The 19504-nt window shown below is 63.2% G+C and carries 19 protein-coding genes; 9 read left to right on the forward strand and 10 right to left on the reverse strand.

Translation table 11 applies throughout. The features are described 5' to 3' along the window. The first annotated feature begins 94 nt into the window (after nucleotides 1-94). From livH to nhaA, 7 genes are all read left to right on the forward strand, one after another. On the forward strand, nucleotides 95-1018 hold the full coding sequence (gene livH, locus FHW75_RS15615) for a high-affinity branched-chain amino acid ABC transporter permease LivH (protein ID WP_016713796.1): 924 nt from the start codon (nucleotides 95-97) through the stop codon (nucleotides 1016-1018). After that, nucleotides 1015-2271, forward strand: coding sequence for a high-affinity branched-chain amino acid ABC transporter permease LivM (locus FHW75_RS15620; RefSeq protein WP_183674061.1), 1257 nt, complete (start codon nucleotides 1015-1017; stop codon nucleotides 2269-2271). The genes livH and FHW75_RS15620 overlap by 4 nt, the downstream gene beginning before the upstream one ends. Beyond that, a complete protein-coding gene (gene livG / locus FHW75_RS15625) occupies nucleotides 2268-3035 on the forward strand; it encodes a high-affinity branched-chain amino acid ABC transporter ATP-binding protein LivG (protein WP_013973920.1) in 768 nt (255 codons plus the stop codon). Before FHW75_RS15620 ends, livG begins: the two co-directional genes overlap by 4 nt. Beyond that, on the forward strand, nucleotides 3036-3737 hold the full coding sequence (locus FHW75_RS15630; RefSeq protein ID WP_003254879.1) for an ABC transporter ATP-binding protein: 702 nt from the start codon (nucleotides 3036-3038) through the stop codon (nucleotides 3735-3737). Nucleotides 3738-3896: 159 nt separating this feature from the next. Then, the gene (locus tag FHW75_RS15635; RefSeq protein WP_016713794.1) at nucleotides 3897-4571 is read left to right on the forward strand and encodes a COG3650 family protein; all 675 of its coding nucleotides are present in this window, start codon (nucleotides 3897-3899) and stop codon (nucleotides 4569-4571) included. Nucleotides 4572-4674: 103 nt separating this feature from the next. Further along, entirely contained in the window at nucleotides 4675-6282 is a 1608-nt protein-coding gene (locus tag FHW75_RS15640; RefSeq protein ID WP_019096585.1) for an NAD(P)/FAD-dependent oxidoreductase, read from the forward strand. A 250-nt stretch (nucleotides 6283-6532) separates the two neighbouring features. After that, a complete protein-coding gene (gene nhaA, locus FHW75_RS15645; protein ID WP_019096584.1) occupies nucleotides 6533-7708 on the forward strand; it encodes a Na+/H+ antiporter NhaA in 1176 nt (391 codons plus the stop codon). 69 nt (nucleotides 7709-7777) lie between these two features. Here nhaA and FHW75_RS15650 read toward each other — a convergent pair whose 3' ends face one another. Continuing rightward, nucleotides 7778-8242 (reverse strand): glycine zipper 2TM domain-containing protein, encoded by a 465-nt coding sequence (locus FHW75_RS15650; protein WP_019096583.1) that lies wholly within the window; start codon nucleotides 8240-8242, stop codon nucleotides 7778-7780. A 147-nt stretch (nucleotides 8243-8389) separates the two neighbouring features. Here FHW75_RS15650 and FHW75_RS15655 point away from each other — a divergent pair, with 147 nt between their 5' ends. After that, nucleotides 8390-8623 (forward strand): hypothetical protein, encoded by a 234-nt coding sequence (locus FHW75_RS15655; protein ID WP_019096582.1) that lies wholly within the window; start codon nucleotides 8390-8392, stop codon nucleotides 8621-8623. Between the two features lie 42 nt (nucleotides 8624-8665). On the opposite strand, the gene pdxH is transcribed toward FHW75_RS15655, so the two are convergent. From pdxH to dinG, 5 genes are all read right to left on the reverse strand, one after another. Beyond that, a complete protein-coding gene (pdxH, locus tag FHW75_RS15660) occupies nucleotides 8666-9313 on the reverse strand; it encodes a pyridoxamine 5'-phosphate oxidase (RefSeq protein WP_019096581.1) in 648 nt (215 codons plus the stop codon). 18 nt (nucleotides 9314-9331) lie between these two features. Beyond that, the gene (locus FHW75_RS15665) at nucleotides 9332-10312 is read right to left on the reverse strand and encodes an OmpA family protein (protein ID WP_016713789.1); all 981 of its coding nucleotides are present in this window, start codon (nucleotides 10310-10312) and stop codon (nucleotides 9332-9334) included. Between the two features lie 99 nt (nucleotides 10313-10411). Further along, nucleotides 10412-11557 carry an EstA family serine hydrolase gene (locus tag FHW75_RS15670; protein ID WP_019096580.1) on the reverse strand — a complete coding sequence of 382 codons (1146 nt, stop codon included), beginning with the start codon at nucleotides 11555-11557 and terminating at the stop codon, nucleotides 10412-10414. A 108-nt stretch (nucleotides 11558-11665) separates the two neighbouring features. Continuing rightward, nucleotides 11666-13900, reverse strand: a complete 2235-nt coding sequence (locus FHW75_RS15675; RefSeq protein WP_019096579.1) for a beta-galactosidase — start codon at nucleotides 13898-13900, stop codon at nucleotides 11666-11668. A gap of 79 nt (nucleotides 13901-13979) precedes the next feature. Further along, complete coding sequence (gene dinG, locus FHW75_RS15680; protein WP_019096578.1) at nucleotides 13980-16124, reverse strand: ATP-dependent DNA helicase DinG; 2145 nt, start codon at nucleotides 16122-16124, stop codon at nucleotides 13980-13982. A gap of 98 nt (nucleotides 16125-16222) precedes the next feature. Between dinG and FHW75_RS15685 the strand changes: the two genes are divergently transcribed. Further along, nucleotides 16223-16687, forward strand: coding sequence for a CopD family protein (locus FHW75_RS15685; RefSeq protein ID WP_016713785.1), 465 nt, complete (start codon nucleotides 16223-16225; stop codon nucleotides 16685-16687). Between the two features lie 49 nt (nucleotides 16688-16736). Here FHW75_RS15685 and FHW75_RS15690 read toward each other — a convergent pair whose 3' ends face one another. From FHW75_RS15690 to FHW75_RS15705, 4 genes are all read right to left on the reverse strand, one after another. Further along, a complete protein-coding gene (locus FHW75_RS15690) occupies nucleotides 16737-17495 on the reverse strand; it encodes a hypothetical protein (RefSeq protein WP_019096577.1) in 759 nt (252 codons plus the stop codon). Continuing rightward, nucleotides 17488-17763: a DUF1145 domain-containing protein gene (locus tag FHW75_RS15695; RefSeq protein WP_016713783.1), complete on the reverse strand. Its 276-nt coding sequence runs from the start codon at nucleotides 17761-17763 to the stop codon at nucleotides 17488-17490. Before FHW75_RS15695 ends, FHW75_RS15690 begins: the two co-directional genes overlap by 8 nt. A gap of 98 nt (nucleotides 17764-17861) precedes the next feature. Then, nucleotides 17862-18581, reverse strand: a complete 720-nt coding sequence (locus FHW75_RS15700; protein WP_016713782.1) for an OmpA family protein — start codon at nucleotides 18579-18581, stop codon at nucleotides 17862-17864. An 89-nt stretch (nucleotides 18582-18670) separates the two neighbouring features. Continuing rightward, nucleotides 18671-19363 carry an OmpA family protein gene (locus FHW75_RS15705; protein WP_016713781.1) on the reverse strand — a complete coding sequence of 231 codons (693 nt, stop codon included), beginning with the start codon at nucleotides 19361-19363 and terminating at the stop codon, nucleotides 18671-18673. Nucleotides 19364-19504: the final 141 nt, after the last annotated feature.

Below are 19504 nucleotides of genomic sequence, written 5' to 3' on the forward strand. Positions count from 1 at the left end.
GGCAGGCTCACCTGAAAATCTTAAAACCGTCACCCGCGGTTTCCTGGCCTACCCCCGCCAGCGAAATGCAAATCAGGTTTTTAGGAGCGCTGTAATGCCTGAGATCTACCATTTCTTCCAACAACTGGTTAATGGATTGACCATCGGCAGCACCTATGCCTTGATCGCCATCGGCTACACGATGGTGTACGGCATCATTGGCATGATCAACTTCGCCCACGGCGAGGTGTACATGATCGGTTCCTATGTGGCCTTCATCGCCCTGGCGGGCCTGGCCATGATGGGTATCCATTCGCTGCCTATCCTGATGACCGTCGCCTTCGTCGCGACGATCTTCGTCACCAGTGCCTATGGCTACAGTATCGAGCGCGTTGCCTACCGCCCCCTGCGCAACAGCAACCGTCTGATCCCGCTGATTTCCGCCATCGGCATGTCGATCTTCCTGCAGAACACCGTCTTGCTGTCGCAAGACTCCAAGGACAAGTCCATCCCCAACCTGATCCCCGGCAGCTTCTCCTTCGGGCCAGGTGGTGCTGAAGAAGTACTGATCAGCTACATGCAGGTCCTGGTGTTCGTGGTCACCCTGGTGGCCATGACCTGCCTCACCCTGTTCATCTCCCGTTCCCGCCTGGGCCGCGCCTGCCGTGCCTGCGCCGAGGACATCAAGATGGCCAACCTGCTGGGCATCAACACCAACAACATCATCGCCCTCACCTTCGTCATCGGTGCCGCCCTGGCCGCCGTGGCGGCCGTGCTGCTGAGCATGCAGTACGGGGTGATCAACCCCAACGCCGGTTTCCTGGTGGGCCTGAAAGCCTTCACCGCGGCGGTACTGGGTGGCATCGGCAGCATCCCGGGCGCCATGCTCGGCGGGCTGGTGCTGGGTGTGGCCGAAGCGTTCGGCGCCGACATCTTCGGCGACCAGTACAAGGACGTGGTGGCATTCGGCTTGTTGGTTCTTGTCCTGCTATTCCGGCCGACCGGCATCCTGGGCCGCCCGGAGGTTGAAAAAGTATGAACAAAAATCTCAAACAGGCGTTCTTCAGCGCCTTGCTGGTATGGGCCGTGGCCTTCCCGGTGCTGGGCCTGAAACTGAGCATCGACGGCATCAGCCTGGCCGTGCACAGCCAAGGGTCGTTCACCATCAGCATCATCGCCGTGTGTTCGGTGCTGATGTTCCTGCGCGTGCTGTTCGACAAGCAGTGGAGTGCGGTAATGGGCAGCCGTTCGGATCGCAAGCTGATCCCGCCGGCCGTCAGCAACTACCTGACCCTGCCCAAGACCCAGCGCTACGTGATCATTGGCCTGATCGTCGTGGCACTGGTATGGCCGTTCTTCGGCTCGCGCGGTGCAGTCGACATTGCCACGCTGATCCTGATCTACGTGTTGCTGGGCCTGGGCCTGAACATCGTGGTCGGCCTGGCGGGCCTGCTCGACCTGGGTTACGTGGGCTTCTACGCCGTCGGCGCCTACAGCTACGCCATGCTCTCGCACTACCTGGGCTGGAGCTTCTGGGTGTGCCTGCCGATCGCCGGCCTGATGGCCGCCACCTTCGGCTTCCTGCTTGGCTTCCCGGTGCTGCGCCTGCGTGGGGACTACCTGGCGATCGTGACCCTCGGCTTCGGCGAGATCATCCGCCTGTTCCTGCGTAACCTCACCGACTGGACTGGCGGCCCCAACGGTATCAGCAACATCCCCAAGCCGGAGTTCTTCGGCCTCACCTTCGAACGCCGCGCCGCCGAGGGCATGCAGACCTTCCACGAGTTCTTCGGGCTGGAATACAACTCGATCAACAAGGTGATCTTCCTGTACCTGGTCGCGCTGTTGCTGGCCCTGCTGGCGCTGTTCGTCATCAACCGCCTGCTGCGCATGCCGATCGGCCGCGCCTGGGAAGCCCTGCGTGAAGACGAGATTGCCTGCCGTGCGCTGGGTCTGAACCCGACCGTGATCAAGCTCTCGGCATTCACCCTGGGTGCCTGCTTCGCCGGTTTCGCCGGCAGCTTCTTCGCTGCGCGCCAAGGCCTGGTGACGCCGGAGTCGTTCACCTTCATCGAGTCGGCGATCATCCTCGCCATCGTCGTGCTCGGCGGCATGGGTTCACAACTGGGCGTGATCCTCGCGGCCATCGTGATGATCCTGCTGCCCGAGCTGATGCGTGAGTTCAGCGAATACCGGATGCTGATGTTCGGTGCGCTGATGGTGTTGATGATGATCTGGCGTCCGCAAGGCCTGCTGCCTATGCAACGTCCACACATGGAGCTGCGTCGATGAGCCGCGAAATTCTGCAAGTCAGCGGCCTGAGCATGCGCTTCGGCGGCTTGTTGGCGGTGAACGGCGTGGGCCTGACCGTCAAGGAAAAACAGGTGGTGGCGTTGATCGGCCCGAACGGCGCCGGCAAGACCACCGTGTTCAACTGCCTGACCGGCTTCTACAAGCCCAGCGGTGGCACGATCCTGCTCGATGGCCAGCCGATCCAGGGCCTGGCCGGCCACCAGATTGCCCGCAAGGGCGTGGTGCGGACCTTCCAGAACGTGCGCCTGTTCAAGGAAATGACCGCGCTGGAAAACCTGCTGATCGCCCAGCACCGTCACCTCAATACCAACTTCTTCGCCGGCCTGTTCAAGACCCCGAGCTTCCGCCGCAGCGAGAAAGAGGCCATGGAGCGCGCGCAGTACTGGCTGGAGAAGGTCAACCTGACCGAGTTCGCCAACCGTACCGCCGGCACCCTCGCCTACGGCCAGCAGCGCCGCCTGGAAATCGCCCGCTGCATGATGACCCAGCCGCGCATCATCATGCTCGACGAACCGGCTGCGGGCCTGAACCCGAAAGAAACCGAAGACCTCAAGGCACTGATCGCCTACCTGCGTGAGTCGCACAACGTCACCGTGCTGCTGATCGAGCACGACATGAAGCTGGTGATGAGCATCTCCGACCATATCGTGGTGATCAACCAGGGCACCCCCCTGGCCCACGGCACGCCGGAAGAGATCCGCGACAACCCTGATGTGATCAAAGCCTACCTGGGGGAAGCGTAAATGCTGAAGTTCGAAAACGTTTCCACCTTCTACGGCAAGATTCAGGCGCTGCACAGCGTCAACGTGGAGATCAACCAGGGCGAGATCGTTACCCTGATCGGCGCCAACGGCGCTGGCAAGTCGACCTTGCTGATGACCCTGTGCGGCTCGCCGCAGGCGCACAGTGGCAGCATCAAGTACCTGGGTGAAGAACTGGTCGGCCAGCCGTCCTCCCACATCATGCGCAAGAGCATCGCCGTCGTGCCGGAAGGCCGCCGCGTGTTCGCCCGCCTGACCGTAGAGGAAAACCTGGCGATGGGTGGTTTCTTCACCGACAAAGGCGACTACCAGGAGCAACTGGACAAGGTGCTGCAGCTGTTCCCGCGCCTGAAGGAACGCTACATCCAGCGTGGCGGCACCATGTCCGGTGGCGAGCAGCAGATGCTCGCCATTGGCCGGGCACTGATGAGCAAGCCCAAGCTGCTGCTGCTCGACGAGCCTTCGCTGGGCCTGGCACCGATCATCATCCAGCAGATCTTCGACATCATCGAACAGCTGCGCCGTGATGGTGTGACGGTGTTCCTGGTGGAGCAGAACGCCAACCAGGCGCTGAAGATTGCTGACCGGGCGTATGTGCTGGAGAACGGCCGGGTGGTGATGCAGGGCACGGGTGAAGCCTTGTTGACTGACCCGAAGGTGCGCGACGCATACCTCGGCGGTTGATAGATAAAGGGCCAACTACTGGCCCTTTTTTTTGCCTGCCAGAAATGTAATGCCTGTGCCGGCGATAGGGCCGGTACGGGCAACCATTAACTTGTGATCCCGCGCCAGCCTGAGTAACGTGGCCAGCTTTCACGGCAAAGATTCCCCGGAGCCCGCCCCATGCGCCTCACCCCCACCCTGCTGCTCACCGCCCTGCTGCCCCTGTTCGCCGGCTGCCAACTGATGGCGAGCCCGCCAACCGACCCGAACATCGGCACCACGCGCATGCAGGGCGAACTGCGTGCCGCCGGTGGCCAGTTGCTGTTCAAGCCATGCAGCGAAAACCGCACCTTCGTGATCAACGACGTCGGTGCGACGGGCATCCTGCAAGAGGCCGCCAACCTCGCCAAGGACGCCAACGACAAGCTGTTCGCCGACGTGCGTGGGCGCCTTACCGGGAGCAAGCAGGCCAACAATGATGGTCAGCTGGAAGTGCGCCGCCTGTACCGCCTGGAACCTTCCACCCGCGCTTGTGACGACCCCAACTTCAAGCAGCTGACCCTGCGCGCCAATGGCCACGAACCGGAGTGGGACATCAAGGCCAGTGGCAAGGGCATGGTGCTCAACCGTGTCGGCCAGGAGCCCCTACCCCTGCCCTTCCTCGAAGAAGAAGTACCCGGCGGCGGCCTGACCCTGACCAGCGAAGCCAACAACCAGCATGTGGAACTGTGGGTCGCACCGCAGCGCTGTGTAGACAACGCCACCGGTGCCATCCACCACCTGCGTGCCGAGCTGCGCATCGACGGCAAGACCCTGCAGGGCTGCGGTTACTACGGCGGCGCACGCGACAACTGATCGCCGGGCGCTTTTATCCTGCCGTTCGGGGCGGCTAACAGCTTATACTTGGCGGTTTGTGTAAAGCCGCCGGCCGCCCATGGCCGGGATACTGGACCCTGCCATGCTACGAATCACCGAACTGAAGCTGCCCCTGGACCATCCCGACGAAGCCCTGCGTGAAGCCATCGTCCAGCGCCTGGGCATCCGCGACGAGCAACTGCTCAGCTTCAACCTGTTCAAGCGCAGCTACGATGCGCGCAAGAAGAACAGCGAACTGCTGTTCATCTACACCATCGACCTGGAAGCCAGCAACGAAGCCGAACTGCTCAGCAAGTTCGCCGACGATCGCAACATCGGCCCAGCGCCGGACATCACCTACAAGTTCGTCGGCCAGGCCCCGGCAGGCCTGCAGGAACGCCCGATCGTGGTCGGTTTCGGCCCCTGCGGCATCTTCGCCGGCCTGCTGCTGGCACAGATGGGCTTCAAGCCGATCATCCTTGAACGTGGCAAGGAAGTACGCCAGCGCACCAAGGATACCTGGGGCCTGTGGCGCAAAAGCGTACTCAACCCCGAGTCCAATGTGCAGTTCGGCGAAGGCGGCGCCGGCACCTTCTCTGACGGCAAGCTGTACAGCCAGATCAAGGACCCGCAGCACCACGGCCGCAAAGTGCTGGAGGAGTTCGTCAAGGCCGGTGCGCCCGACGAGATCCTGTACATCAACAAACCGCACATCGGTACCTTCCGCCTCACCGGCATGGTCGAGCAGATGCGTCAGGACATGATCGCCCTGGGTGCCGAAGTACGCTTCCAGCAGAAGGTGACCGACCTGTTGGTCGAAGACGGCCAGCTGACCGGCGTGGTCCTGGAGAGCGGCGAGCAGCTGCATTCGCGCCATGTGGTCCTGGCGTTGGGCCACAGCGCCCGCGACACCTTCCGCATGCTGCACGCCAAAGGCGTGTACATGGAAGCCAAGCCATTCTCGGTCGGTTTCCGTATCGAGCACCCGCAAACGCTGATCGACAAGGCGCGCCTGGGCAAGTACGCCGGCCACCCGAAACTGGGCGCTGCCGACTACAAGCTGGTGTACCACGCCAAGAACGGCCGTTCGGTGTACAGCTTCTGCATGTGCCCGGGCGGCACCGTGGTTGCGGCTACCAGCGAACCGGGCCGGGTGGTGACCAACGGCATGAGCCAGTACTCGCGTAACGAGCGCAACGCCAACTCCGGCATCGTCGTCGGCATCGACCCGGAGCGAGATTATCCGGGTGGCCCGCTGGCCGGTATCGAGCTGCAAGAGCGCCTGGAAGCCCATGCCTATGTGATGGGGGGCAGCAACTACCAGGCGCCTGCGCAATTGGTAGGCGACTTTGTAGCTGGCCGGCCCTCGACCGCGCTGGGCAGTGTCGAGCCGTCCTACAAGCCGGGCGTGACCCTGGGCGACCTGGCGCCAAGCCTGCCGGACTTTGCCATCGAAGCAATTCGTGAAGCGTTGCCGGCGTTCGATCGGCAGATCAAAGGCTACAACCTGCACGATGCCGTATTGACCGGGATCGAGACGCGCACTTCGTCGCCACTGCGGATTACCCGGGGTGAGGATTACCAGAGCCTGAACCTGAAGGGGCTGTTCCCGGCGGGTGAAGGGGCCGGGTATGCGGGCGGGATTCTGTCGGCGGGTGTCGATGGCATTCGCATTGCCGAGGCGGTGGCGCGGGATATGCTCGGCCTCTGATGCTGGTTTGCCTGCCAGCGCCCTTTCGCGGGTTACCCGCGAAAAGGCGCTGGCAGGCATCAGAATAATCCACCCTCAACATCAGGCTTCCCCTCCCCCCTCCTTCCTCACTTCCATCTAGGCTTCCCCCAGGCCTGTCAGCAGCACCATATAACAAAAACGAATATGGTTTTTGTTTTAAAGTATATAGCCACAGGCTAGGGTGTACGCCCGTTCCATTCGTAAACTGCTCATGGAGAGCCTATAGCCCGTGCGTAGCCTGTTCACCCGTTTCTTCCAGCTTGAAGCCGCCAGCGGCCTGCTGCTGATCGCCGCCGCCGTACTGGCACTGATCATCAACAACTCACCGCTATCCTACCTGTACAGCGGCCTGCTCGACGTTCCCGTCGCCGTTCAGGTCGGCGCGCTGAACATCGCCAAGCCGTTGCTGCTGTGGATCAACGATGGCCTGATGGCGCTGTTCTTCCTGCTGATCGGCCTTGAGGTCAAACGCGAGGTGGTCAACGGCCATCTGTCCAAACCTTCGCAGATCGTGCTTCCTGCCACGGCCGCTATCGGCGGCATGGTGGTACCCGCGCTAATCTACTGGTTCATCAACCGCGAAGACCCTGCCGCCGTTGCCGGATGGGCGATCCCCACCGCTACCGACATCGCCTTTGCCCTCGGCGTACTGGCCTTGCTGGGCAAGCGCGTGCCGGTGTCGCTGAAGCTGTTCCTGATGACCCTGGCGATCATCGACGACCTGGGTGCAATCATCGTCATCGCCCTGTTCTATTCCGGCACCCTGTCGAGCGTGTCGCTGCTGCTGGCTGCGGCCTGCCTGGTGGTGCTGGTGGCGATGAACCGGCTTGGCGTGGTCAAACTTGGGCCGTACATGGTCGTTGGCCTGATCCTGTGGGTCTGTGTGCTCAAAAGTGGCGTGCATGCCACGCTGGCGGGTGTCGCCCTGGCCTTGTGCATTCCATTGCGCACACGTAACGCCGAAACTTCGCCGCTGCTGGCCCTCGAACATGCCCTGCACCCGTGGGTAGCCTACGCCATCCTGCCGCTGTTCGCCTTCGCCAACGCCGGTGTCTCGCTGGCAGGCATGACCCTAGAAAGCTTCACTCACCCCGTGCCGATGGGCATCGCGGTCGGCCTGCTGCTGGGCAAGACCGTGGGGGTTTTCGGCCTGACATGGGTGGCCGTCAAGCTAAGACTGGCCGCGCTGCCTGCAGGGGCCGGCTGGGGGCAATTGCTGGGGGTTGCGATACTCTGCGGCATTGGCTTTACCATGAGCCTGTTCGTTGGCTCGCTCGCCTTTGTGCCGGGTAGCAGCGAATACGCCGGCATGGACCGCATGGGTATTCTTACCGGCTCGTTCTTCGCCGCAGTGATCGGCTATGCCGTCACCGCCATGGCCAGCCGCAAAACCCACGCAGGCTGAGTTGGCTGACGCATGAAAAAACCCCGACTGGCAGGTGCCATGTCGGGGTTTTGTTTTACCGTACGGCGATCAGTGCGAAACGCGGCTGGTACCGTCAACGGTCATGATGCGTACACGGTCGCCCACGCGGAAGATTTCGTTCTCCTGCACGGCCTGAACGTAGGCGCGCATGCTGCCATCGTCCTCACGTACGGTGATCTCGACGCCTTGGGTGCGCGTCAGCCCTTCCTCGGCAGCGGACCCGGCCAGGCCGCCGGCAACAGCACCGATAACAGCTGCCACGATGCTGCCACGGCCACCGCCTACGGCACTACCGGCAACGCCACCCACGATGGCGCCAGCGCCGCCACCGATCGGGGTCTTGGTACCCTCGATCTTGACCGGGCGCAGGGATTCGATGGTGCCCATGCGCACGGTTTGCACGCGGCGGGCTTCGTCACGGGAGTAGCTATCACCGGTCAGGCTCGAGGCACAGCCCCCCAGCAGCAGCGACAAGGTGGTAAAAGTCGCCACCAGCAAAGCGGATTTACGCATGGGTAAAGTCTCCATAAGTCAGGTGCTCATTAGACGCTGCACATTGACGGCTGTCACGGTACAAACGTAATAAAATTGTTTTCATTCAGCCGGGGTACAGCCTGCCAGGCTGTGTCGAAGGCCTTTCAAGTGAGACCAAGGATAGCCATGGATTACTTCATCGTCGTGGTCACCACCGTTGCAGGGCTGTATTTTCACGGGTGGTTGTATGTGCGCATGCGCCGCTGGATGGACCGTGACCTGGCGTTGTCATTGGCGGGGACGGATGCGGGGAAGCGCGCGTATATGCTGCAGCGGCTGGAGCAAGCACGGGTGGAAAAGGTGGGGCGCAAGCAGTTGGCAGGGTGGTTGGAGCGGGAGGCTGCGGGGTATGTGGGGTAGCCTCTGGTCGAGTATTGGGGCCGCTTTGCGGCCCCAACGTTTTCAGGGTGCCAGACGCTCGCGCTGCCATTGCCCATCAACCAGCCGATAGTTCAGCCGGTCATGCAAGCGGCTCGCCCGGCCCTGCCAGAACTCGATGCGCTCAGGCAGCAAACGGTACCCACCCCAATGCTCAGGGCAATGTGGCTGGGTGTCCGAGAAGCGCGCCTCAGTCGCCTTCACCAGCCCCTCCAGTTCTTCACGCCCAGCAATCACCCGGCTCTGCGGCGAAGCCCAGGCCCCCAGGCGGCTGCCCAGCGGGCGCACCTGGTAGTAGTCGTCCGACTCCTTGGCCGAGACCTTTTCCACCAGCCCCTCAATACGCACCTGGCGCTCCAGCGCCGGCCAGAAGAAGGTCATGGCTGCGAAGGGGTTGGCCTGCAGCTGCTGGCCCTTGGCGCTTTCGTAGTTGGTGAAGAAGGTAAAACCACGCGTGTCGAGCCCCTTCAGCAGCAGCACACGGCAATGCGGGCGGCCTTCGCCATCGACAGTGGCCAGGGTCATGGCGTTGGCTTCCACCGGTACCTGCTCGGTTTTCACCGCATCGGCAAACCACTGGTGAAACAGGGCGAACGGCTCACCCGGAGCCTGGGCTTCGGCCAAGCCATCACGGGTGTAGTCGCGGCGCATATCGGCCAGGGATTGGGTCATTGCTGCGTTCCTTGACGATCAGTTGGTCTTCGCAGGGCTGTTGGCAGCTACTTTCTTGTCAGTGGTAGCTTTCTTGGCGGCAGGCTTGGCCGGCGCGGCTTTTTTCTTGGCGGTGGTCTTGGCTGGAGCCTTGGCCTTCGCTGCTGGTTTTTTCGCCACTGGCTTCTTCGCTGCTGGCTTGCTGTCGGCGGCCTTGGCAGCTGGTGCCTTGGCATCCTGAACCGCAACCATCGAAGCCGGCGCAGGTGCCGGGCCGGCCTGCTGATATTTGGCCAGCAGTGCGACCATGGTGTTCTGAGGGGTCAGCAACATTTCAACACGGCGGTTCAGGGAACGGCCTTCGGCGCTGTCGTTGGCGGCACGCGGCATCACCGAGCCCATGCCCTTGAGGGTCAGGCGGTCACGCTGCAGGCCGCTGAGGCGGAAAATGGCCGATACCGACGCGGCGCGCTCCAGGCTGAGCTTCTGGTTGGCAGCTGCAACACCGCTGCTGTCGGCGTGGCCGAGCACCAGCACGGCAGTTTTCGGGTCACCTTCGACGGCCTTGGCCACTCGGGTGATCGGGCCGAGCGTCATGGGCAGCAGCATGTTCGGGCGGTCAGGGTTGTACGAGCTGTCTACCGGCAGGGTTACCGCCAGCACATTGTCGCGACGCTCCAGCTCCAGCTTGCTGTCCTTGATGGCTTCGCGCAGCTTGGGCTCGTACTCGTCCAGCCAGGCCTGGGTGGCCTTCTGGTCGATCTTCGGCACCACAGGCCCTTTGGCTTGCTTGTCATCACCACCGAACGGCCACCACCAGCGGCTGGCGCTTTCAGACTTGGCATCGGCTTTGGCCACGTTTTCAGTGACGGCTGCCTTCACTTCCTGCTCGGCAACCTTGTCCGAACCGAAAGGCCACCAGCTGGAGCCACCTGCCTTGGAGCCTTCCGGAGAGTGGCTGGCACAGCCGGTAACAGCGGTCAGGCACAGGGCGAGTGCTAAGGTTTTATGTGAAGACATCAGCGATACACCATGAAATTAAAAGAAATTTTGCCTATACACATAAGGCGTTGGCATTGAGGATAGTCAAAGGGCTGGGGCAATACCCGCATTACCCGATCAAAGGCAACTGGCAAGGACACGCACCAGCTTCTGGGCTCGTGGGTCCATCAGCACATAAGGGCCGAGGGTATTGACCACGAAGCCGAACGCCACATCATGCTCCGGGTCGGCAAAACCGACCGAGCCACCGGCACCGGGGTGGCCAAAGGCACGTGCGCCGAGGCCGAATGTGGCATTGGCCACATCGGGCTGGTCAAGCATACAGCCGAGGCCGAAACGGGTCTGGGTGAGCAAGGTACGGTCCTGGCCCAGGCTGTGTTCACGGGTCAGTTCATCGAGCAGTTCGGACTCGAGCAGGCTGCCGTCCAGCAGCCCGGCATAGAAACCCGCCAGGCTGCGTGCATTGCCATGGCCATTGGCCGCTGGCTGCTGCATGCGCCGCCATTCCGGCTTGTTGGTGCTGGTCAGGATGGCTGGCGGGTTGGTGAAGGCACGGGTCGACAACGCCTCGGGCTCACGCATGGTCACCTGCAACAGGCGCTGCGCGGCGGCATCCCCGGGGTTGCCCTTGCCACGGGCGATATGCGCGACGCGGTGGAACTCTTCATCTGCCAGGCCAACATGGAAGTCCAGCCCAAGCGGGCGGGCGGTACGGGCCACGATCGAGTCGCCAGGGCCACGGCCATCGGCTCGACGGATCAGTTCACCGATCAGCCAGCCGTAGGTGATGGCTGCATAGCCGTGTTCCGTACCTGGAGCCCACCAAGGTTTCTCGGCCGCCAGGGCATCCACCATGGTCTGCCAGTCATACAGGGCTTCGGCTGGCAGCAGTTCACGGATGGCCGGCAGGCCGGCACGGTGGCTAAGCAGTTGGCGCAGGGTGATCGACTGTTTACCCGCTTGGGCAAACTCTGGCCAGTATTTGGCCACTGGCGCATCGAGGGCCAGCTTACCCTCCCCCACCAGTTGCAGGGCAGTGACGGCAGTGAAGGTCTTGGTACAGGAGAACAGGTTGGCGATGGTGTCGCTATGCCAAGCCTGCTGCCCATCCTTGTCGGCGCTGCCGGCCCACAGATCGATGACGGTTTCGCCACCAACCTGGATGCACAGCGCGGCGCCACGCTCCTGGGGATCATCGAACAGCGCGGCAAAGGCTTCGCGCACGGCTTCGAACTTCAGCTCATAGTGACCCTGGATCTGCACCCGCTGTACCCCGTACGACCATGTTCAAAAAAGGTGTGCATTGTTTCAGTAGTTAAGTGTTTTGCAAACTGGCTTGGGCCAAATGGTCGCGACGAACGGTAACCTCACTCAAGGCGCCGGCTTTTCCAGCTGGGTACGCAGTTGGCTCACGGCCTGCAGGTTGCTCTTGCGCACAGCATCGACAAACCCTGGGTAGGGCATATCCGTAATCGCGACCAGCCCCAGGTGCCCATTCTCGCCGTCGAGCAGGCGGCCGCTAGCTGGCTGATCGAGGTACTGGAACCAGTGAGCACCCACGATCATCGGCTGCGCCAGGGCCGCCTTGAGGAAGTTGCCATAAGCCGGGCCACGGTCTTCTTCCCGCGCCACCTCCAGCGGCCCAGGCCAGAACGGCCCGCGATCGCGCGAACCGAACTGGAACTCGGACACCAGCACCGGCTTGTCCAGCTCGGCCAGGCGCGCGAAGTCATAGCCGTCCTGCGGCTTGAGGGTATAGAAGTTGAAGCTGAGCACATCGCAGAACTCGGCACAGGCCTTGACCGCCTCCGGCGTGCTGACCGCATAGCGGCCCCCCAGCAGCAGGTGATTGGGGGCATGCCATTTCAATGAGTCGGCAATGGTCTTGAAGTAAGTCTCGGCGAACACCTGCTGGAAGTGCTGGTAGTCGCGCTCGATTTCCGGGTGTTCCGGGTTGGGCAACGGTGCCTCGAAGCCAGGGTCTTCCATCAGCTCCCAGGCGGTCAGTTCGATGCCCCAGGCCCTGGACAGCCCCTCCTGGTTACGGTACTTGTCGCGCAACTGCTTGAGGAAGGCGCGCTTGGCCGGTACGTCGGTGGTCAGGCGCAAGGTGCCATAGGCCAGGCCATAGCGGGCTTTGGGGTCGTCACCGGGGGCAGCCCAGGCCAACTCGTTGTCGGCAAAATAGCCGATCAGCCAAGGGTCGTCGCGGTGATCGCGGGCGGCAATGGCCACGGCGCGCTCTGTAGCCATGGCAAAACGTGGGTCGAACGGGTCGGGCATACTGCCCCACCAGTCCATGCCGGTGCTGATACTGGCGTAGTCTCCCACGATCGACAGCGGCAAGGTGTAGGGCATCCGCTTGGCCTGGCCCAGGGCAGGCTCGCTCCAGTTGCCGATCGTGTTGAACCCCCAGGCCTGCAACCGGTCGAGCGCATGCGCCTGCCAGCGGGCAGCATCCAGTACCAGCGGCGGGCAGCTGGCTGGCTGCCCTTCCAAGGCCGGCGAGCAGGGTTTACCGTAGGTACGCTGCAGGTTGGCAGCATAGAAGTCGAACCAGCGCCCTTGCTTGAAACTGCGCCCTTGCGACGAGGCATTGCCATCGTCGTTGTTGCCTTCGCCATAGAATGCCGCCAATGCCTCGCCCTCACCCGGCAATGCCTTGAACATGCCTTCACGGCCGGCGACGTAAGTACGCCCGCCGTCTGCAGCTACCGCATTCACCCCCAGGGAGTAGAACGGATGCCCCTCGGGCGTTACCAGGTACCAGCGGCCATCACGCTTTTCGGTACGGAAGAACCCTTTGGCCTCGAACGCCGGCCCGGCAACAAGCCCGCCGTAGCTGTCCAGTTGCTGCTTGTCACGCTCAGCCAGCCAGCCCTTGAGCTGTTGCTGCTCGCGCTTATCGGCCGCCTTGAGTTGATCGTCATTGGCGACCTTCTCTGGCCAGTTGGCGCGGGTGGACTGGCCGTAGGCATCGATCAGCTCGCGGTAAGCCGCCTGGTAGGCCTGGTCGTCATCCTGGATGCCCACCCGTTCGATCAGCAGGTTCTGCGCCACCTTGGGGTTGGGGATGCTCAGGCTGACCGCGGTCACCTGCTTGAGGTCAACCGCACCAGCGCTGCTGGTCAGTAGCAGGCGCTGGCCGCCATGGTTCCAGGGCATGGGAGGGCCGGCGCGCATGCCCTGGCTCAACGGCGAGCTGGCTGTCAGTGGCACCATCACGGTTTGCGCAGGGCCGGCTGGCAGGTCGATGCGGCTGGTCAAGGTGCGGCCATCGCTGCCTTGCACCGTAACATCAACCGTCAGCGCCCAGTCCATGGCACTTTGCAGACGCAAGGTGAGGAACTGCCCGGCAGACCAGTCCCACACCCCGCCTTGCGGGCTCAGGCGCAAAGTCGGTCGCGGGGCCGGGTTGAACACCACACGTCGCAGCACCTCGCCCTCGGCCGTTTGCTCCGCGTTGTACTGCGGCATGCCTGCATCTTCGGTCGCCACGTTGACCACCGAGGCCGGGCGCACGAAGCTGAACAGCGTCTGCTGCCCGGCCAGCAAGGGCGAGCTGAACAACAGGGCGAAAACGGCGGGCAGGGTACGGCGGACCATAAGGCTGGGGCTCTCCTTCAGGGCCGTCATGGCCCAAGACTGAGTAATGGACAACGCGCCGGAGCAAGTGCTCCGGCGGTCAGGAAATCTCCCGCCGGAACGGCGGCAGCGCATTGAGAATAGCCTTGCCGTAGCGCTGGGTGACCAGGCGCCGGTCGAGCAAGGTGATGACGCCGCGATCCTGCTCGGTACGCAGCAGGCGGCCACAGGCCTGGATCAACTTCAACGAGGCGTCGGGCACGGCAATTTCCATGAACGGGTTGCCCCCGCGAGCCTCGATCCACTCCGACAAAGCGGCTTCCACCGGGTCGTCGGGCACGGAGAAAGGTATTTTGGCGATGACCACATGCTCGCAGTACGCACCTGGCAGGTCGACACCTTCAGCAAAGCTGGCCAGGCCGAACAACACGCTGTGCTGGCCATCATCGACCCGCGCCTTGTGCTTGTTCAGGGTTTCCTGCTTGGACAGGTTGCCCTGGATCAGCACCAGCTTGCGCCAGTCACGGTCCAGGCCGTCGAACACATCCTGCATTTGCTTGCGTGACGAGAACAGCACCAGCGCGCCACGGGCATCCTCGACGATGTTTGGCAGCTCACGAATGATCGCCGCCGTATGCGCCGCCGCATCGCGGGGGTCGGCCTGCAGGTCGGGGACCCGCAGCAGACCGGCATCGCCATGTACGAACGGGCTGGGCACCACGCAGGTGACGGCATCGCGCGGCAACCCCGAGCGCATGCGGAAACGGTCGAACTTGCCCAGCGCGGTCAACGTCGCCGACGTGACCAGTGCGCCGTGGGCAACACTCCACAGGCTGCGGCGAAGCATTTCGGCAGCGAGGATGGGGCTGGCGTTGACTTCGATGTCGAACAGAGCGCCACTCTCGGCCAGCGTCAGCCAGCGAGCCATGGGCGGGCTGTCTTCCGGGTCCTCGGCGGTAAAGGCCGTCCACAGTTCCCAGTTGCCTTGGGCACGGGTGACCAGGCTGCCAAACAGCGGGTACCACTCCTCGGCCTGATGGCTGGCGATGCCGATATTGACCTCGCCGTCCATGCCCTCCTTGAGCAGGTCGGCCAGGCGGGTGAACAGGTCGTTGAGGCGGGCAAAGCCCTTTTTCAGTTCGATGCCCACTTCGCGGATCTGCTCTGGCACCACACCGCCCTCGAAGCGGTAACGCGGGCGTTCGCGGCCTTCGGTATCCTCGCTGGGGCGGAAGTCTGCCACCTGCTCGCACAGGGTGAACATGAACTGCTGTTGGGTACGCACTTCCCGCGCCAGCTCCGGCACCTGCTCGATGTACTTGCCAAGGTCACCGGGCAACGGGTGCTGAGCCAACAGTTTGGTCAGGTTCTTGGCGGTCTGTTCCAGCCAGTCGGCGGTGGAACGCAGGCGCGAATAATGGGCGAAATGGCCGATGGCCTTGTCTGGCAGGTGATGGCCTTCGTCGAACACGTACAGGGTATCGCGCGGGTCGGGCAACACCGCGCCACCGCCCAGGGCCAGGTCGGCCAGCACCATGTCGTGGTTGGTGACGATCACGTCGACCTTGCCCATGCCTTCGCGGGCCTTGTAGAACACGCACTGCTGGAAGTTCGGGCAGTGGCGGCCCGTGCACTGGCTGTGGTCGGTGGTCAGCCGTGCCCAGTCCTGGTCTTCCAGGGCCTCGGGCCAGCTGTCACGGTCACCGTCCCAGCGGTTGCCAGCGAGCTTCTCGATCATGCTGTTGAACAGCTTCTGGCTGCGCTCGTCGACTTCGATGCGGAAGCCTTCTTCCTCGAACAGCTGGGCGGTGGCCGACTGGGCATGGCCTTCCTGCAGCAGGATGTCGAGCTTGGACAGGCACAGGTAACGGCCACGGCCCTTGGCCAGGGCGAAGCTGAAGTTGAGCCCGCTGTTGCGCATCAGGTCGGGCAGGTCCTTGAAAACGATCTGCTCCTGCAGGGCCACGGTCGCGGTAGCGATCACCAAGCGCTTGCCGGCGGCCTTGGCGGCCGGGATGGCTGCCAGGCTGTAGGCCACGGTCTTGCCGGTACCGGTGCCCGCCTCGACTGCCACCACGGCAGGCTCCCCGGCACGGCGGCCTTCATCGTCGCAGGCGATGTCGCCAAGCACCTTGGCCACTTCGGCGATCATCAGGCGCTGGCCATAGCGCGGCTTGAGGCTCTTGGCTTCGAGAAAACGCGAATAGGCGCCCTGGATGGTGGCTTTGAGTTCGTTGCTGATCATGGTCTGCAGGCGCCCGAAGGGCTGGATATATTTTCAGTGTTTCACACGGGGCGGCTATCATACCCCGCTATTGCCCATTATGCCGCATGGAGATCCGGATGCTTGCCTTTGCCCTGCCCTACACACTGCATGTCCTGGCTGCCCTGATATGGGTCGGCGGCATGTTCTTCGCCTGGCTGGTGCTGCGCCCGGCAACGGTTGCAGCCCTTGAAGGGCCTGCGCGCCTGCGCCTGTGGGTGGAAGTTTTCCGACGCTTCTTCGGCTGGGTCTGGGTGGCTGTAGCGATTTTGGCGATAAGTGGTATCGGCATGTTGCACATGCGCTTCAGCGGCTTCGAGACTGCGCCGAAGTATGTGCAGGTGATGATCGGTGGAGGGATCGCCATGTTTGCCTTGTTCATGCGCATTCAGGCATTGCTGTTGCCCGAGCTGAAGACGGCGGTGCAAGCCGAGGACTGGCCGACGGGTGCGGCAGTGCTGGGGCGGATTCGGCGCATGGTGGGGATCAACCTCCTGCTGGGCCTGGCGGTCGTTGCAGTTGCCAGTTCGCGACTGATGCTCTGACAGCTGATTATCTAACGACCTGCGCGGCCCCTTGTAGGAGCGGTGTGGCTCAGAGGCGCTGCAGGATCAGCTCACCCGCGGCCCCCGCCAACCCAGGTTGGCCCGGCTGTCCCGGCCGGCCATTGGCCCCAGCGTCGGTGCTGTACACCAGGCAACCTTTACTCGCCCCGCCTTTACCCGCCTTGCCTGCCGCCCCGGCCTTCCCCGGGGCGCCGCCATCCAGACGCGCCACAATGTGCTCCTGCGGGAACCCTTGCGGCAGGCTCAGACGAATGCGCCCACCCGGGGCGCCGTCGTGCCCGTTGCCGCCATTATCGCCATTGGCACCGCGACTGGCCTGGCCCCATGTGCAACCACCTGCCTGGCCATTGGCACCATCAAGCCCCACGTACCCCGGCGCACCGGCGCCGCCACGGGCATCGATCGCCACCCGTTCGGCATCCAGTTCAGCCAGTTTCAGGTCCAGACTGCGGCCCGAGCGGGCTGCCCGCTGGTAGCTCCCGGCAGCCCCTGGAGCACTGAATTCACTGCCTTCGCCCAACCTGGCGCTGCGCGCCTCGATCAGCAACGGGCTATCGGAAGGTGCAATGGCGATACGCGCATCACGCCCCAGCTCCAGCTGGTCGACCTTCAATTCCGCAAGCGAGGCAGGCAGCAGCAGGGTTGCCGAATCAGCGACACGCAAGTGCGTGAGGTGCACGCTGGCCGACTTGTCGGGCAGGCGCAGCATGGAATTGGCGGCGACTTCCAGGCTTTCGGCCTGAGCCAGGGGAGTGGCCAACATGGCCAGCAACATCAGATTACGCATTTCGCGGCGCCTCCTGCGCACGGGGAATGGACATGACATGGAAGATGCCCGTCAACAGGATCTGCAATCGGTCGAACCAGCGATGGCTGCGCCCACGCAGGCTGCCATTGAAGAACAGCACTTCGAGCAGGTGCAGGCCGAACAGGAAAATACCAGCGGCATTGATCAGCAGATTGAAGGGCAAAGGTTGTGGCAACAACTGATTGAACAACACCACACCCCAGAAAGCGACCGTCAGGACCTTGCCCAGGCCCAGGATGAACTTCATACCCCGCCCCTATCGATTGTTGTTATGTCGAGACGGCCCGATCGAGCGGGCCGTGCACCCCACATTAACTGCAATGCCAAGGCAGGCGCCAGCGCCGCTCAGTTGAGGTGCAGCTCCACCCGTCGGTTGCGCGCGCGGCCCTCCTCGGTTTCGTTGTCGGTGACCGGCTCGCTTTCCCCACGCCCCTGGCTGGTGACCTTGCCGGGCTCCAGGCCCTGGCTGATAAGGTATTCGGCAACACTGCTGGCACGGCGCTCGGAAAGCGCCTGATTGTAGGTGTCGGAGCCCACGCTGTCGGTGTGCCCGACCACGGCGACCTTGGCTACCGTCGGGGAATTGAGCTTAGCCACCAGGCCTTGCAGCCGTTGCTGGGCCGCCGGGGTCAGGTCGGCGGAATCGAAGGCGAACATCACCGCGCCGTTGTCATCCAGGATGATCACCTCAGGTGCAGGTTCGGGTGCGGTAGCAGGGGGGGCTGCCGGATACACCTTCAACGGGCAACCCATGTGGTCGACCGCCGTGTTGGCTGGGGTGTCGGGGCAACGATCGCGGCGGTCGAAAATACCGTCGCCATCTTCGTCACCGTCCTGGGCATAGCAGATCAGCCCCCCGGTAATGGCGCCCAGGGCGCCGCCACCTGCGGCCCAGGCAGAACTTTCGATAGCGCCCAGGCCGCCACCGACCAAGCCGCCCAACAGGCTGCAGATGGGCCAGGTCCTTTGGTTGAGGGGCGCGCTGCCATCGCTATGGGTAGCGCAGCCTGCGAGCAGGCTGGCAGCCACCAACAGCGGCAGTGCCGCCTTCGACGTCACACTCATGCTGAATGCTCCTGTGTCTTTGGCCACAAACGGCTGGCCGGCATCAAGACGCGCCCGTGCCACTGCTCAAGGCACGGGCGCATGCCGTGTTACCGCTGGATCTTGATCTCGGTACGACGGTTCATCGCACGCCCTTCGGCCGTGGCATTGTCAGCCACCGGTTGGGTTTCACCGGCACCGACCACCGAAACGAAGCTGCTGCGCGGTACGCCGCTCTCGACCAGGTAATCGGTCACCGAGTGGGCACGACGTTCGGACAGTTTCTGGTTGTAGCTGTCGGAACCGACACTGTCGGTGTGGCCGCTGACACTCAGGCGGGCGGATGGTGCTTCCTGCTTGAGGCGCGTGGCAATGGTGTTGAGGCGCTCTTTATCGCGGGCGGTCAGCTTCGCAGAGTCGAATTCGAAGTGCACATCGCGAATGACGATGACCTCTTCTTTCTGCACCACCACTTCCTCGACCACGGCTGCCGGCTCAGGCGGGCACCCGTTGGCATCGACCTGCACCCCACGCGGGGTGCCAGGGCACTTGTCACGGCTGTCCGGCACGCCGTCGCCATCCTCGTCGCCATCTCCATGGGCCCAGCAGTAACCCGCCGCCAGGCCACCGCCCAGCAACGCGCCCCAGCCAGCCCAGCTGGAACTTTCAATAGCGCCCAATGCGGCGCCGCCTACACCCCCGACGGCGGCACATTTCGGCCAGTCGGTTTTTTGCAAACCTGCACAACCAGTCAACACACTGGTGAGCAGTACCAGGGGTATCGCTGTGCGTACTATGCTCATTTCATTGCTTCTCCTAGGGGGAATCGGCATAAGGCCGATCTCTGGGAGTAAAGACCGCGCATTCCAACCCTGCCAGCAATCAGCCACGACGCGGTCACATGCCTCTTTGCCCGCAGGCTGCGGCCCGCTAGTCTTGGACGA

Source organism: Pseudomonas sp. OG7, from assembly GCF_014192825.1.
Lineage (GTDB): Bacteria > Pseudomonadota > Gammaproteobacteria > Pseudomonadales > Pseudomonadaceae > Aquipseudomonas > Aquipseudomonas monteilii.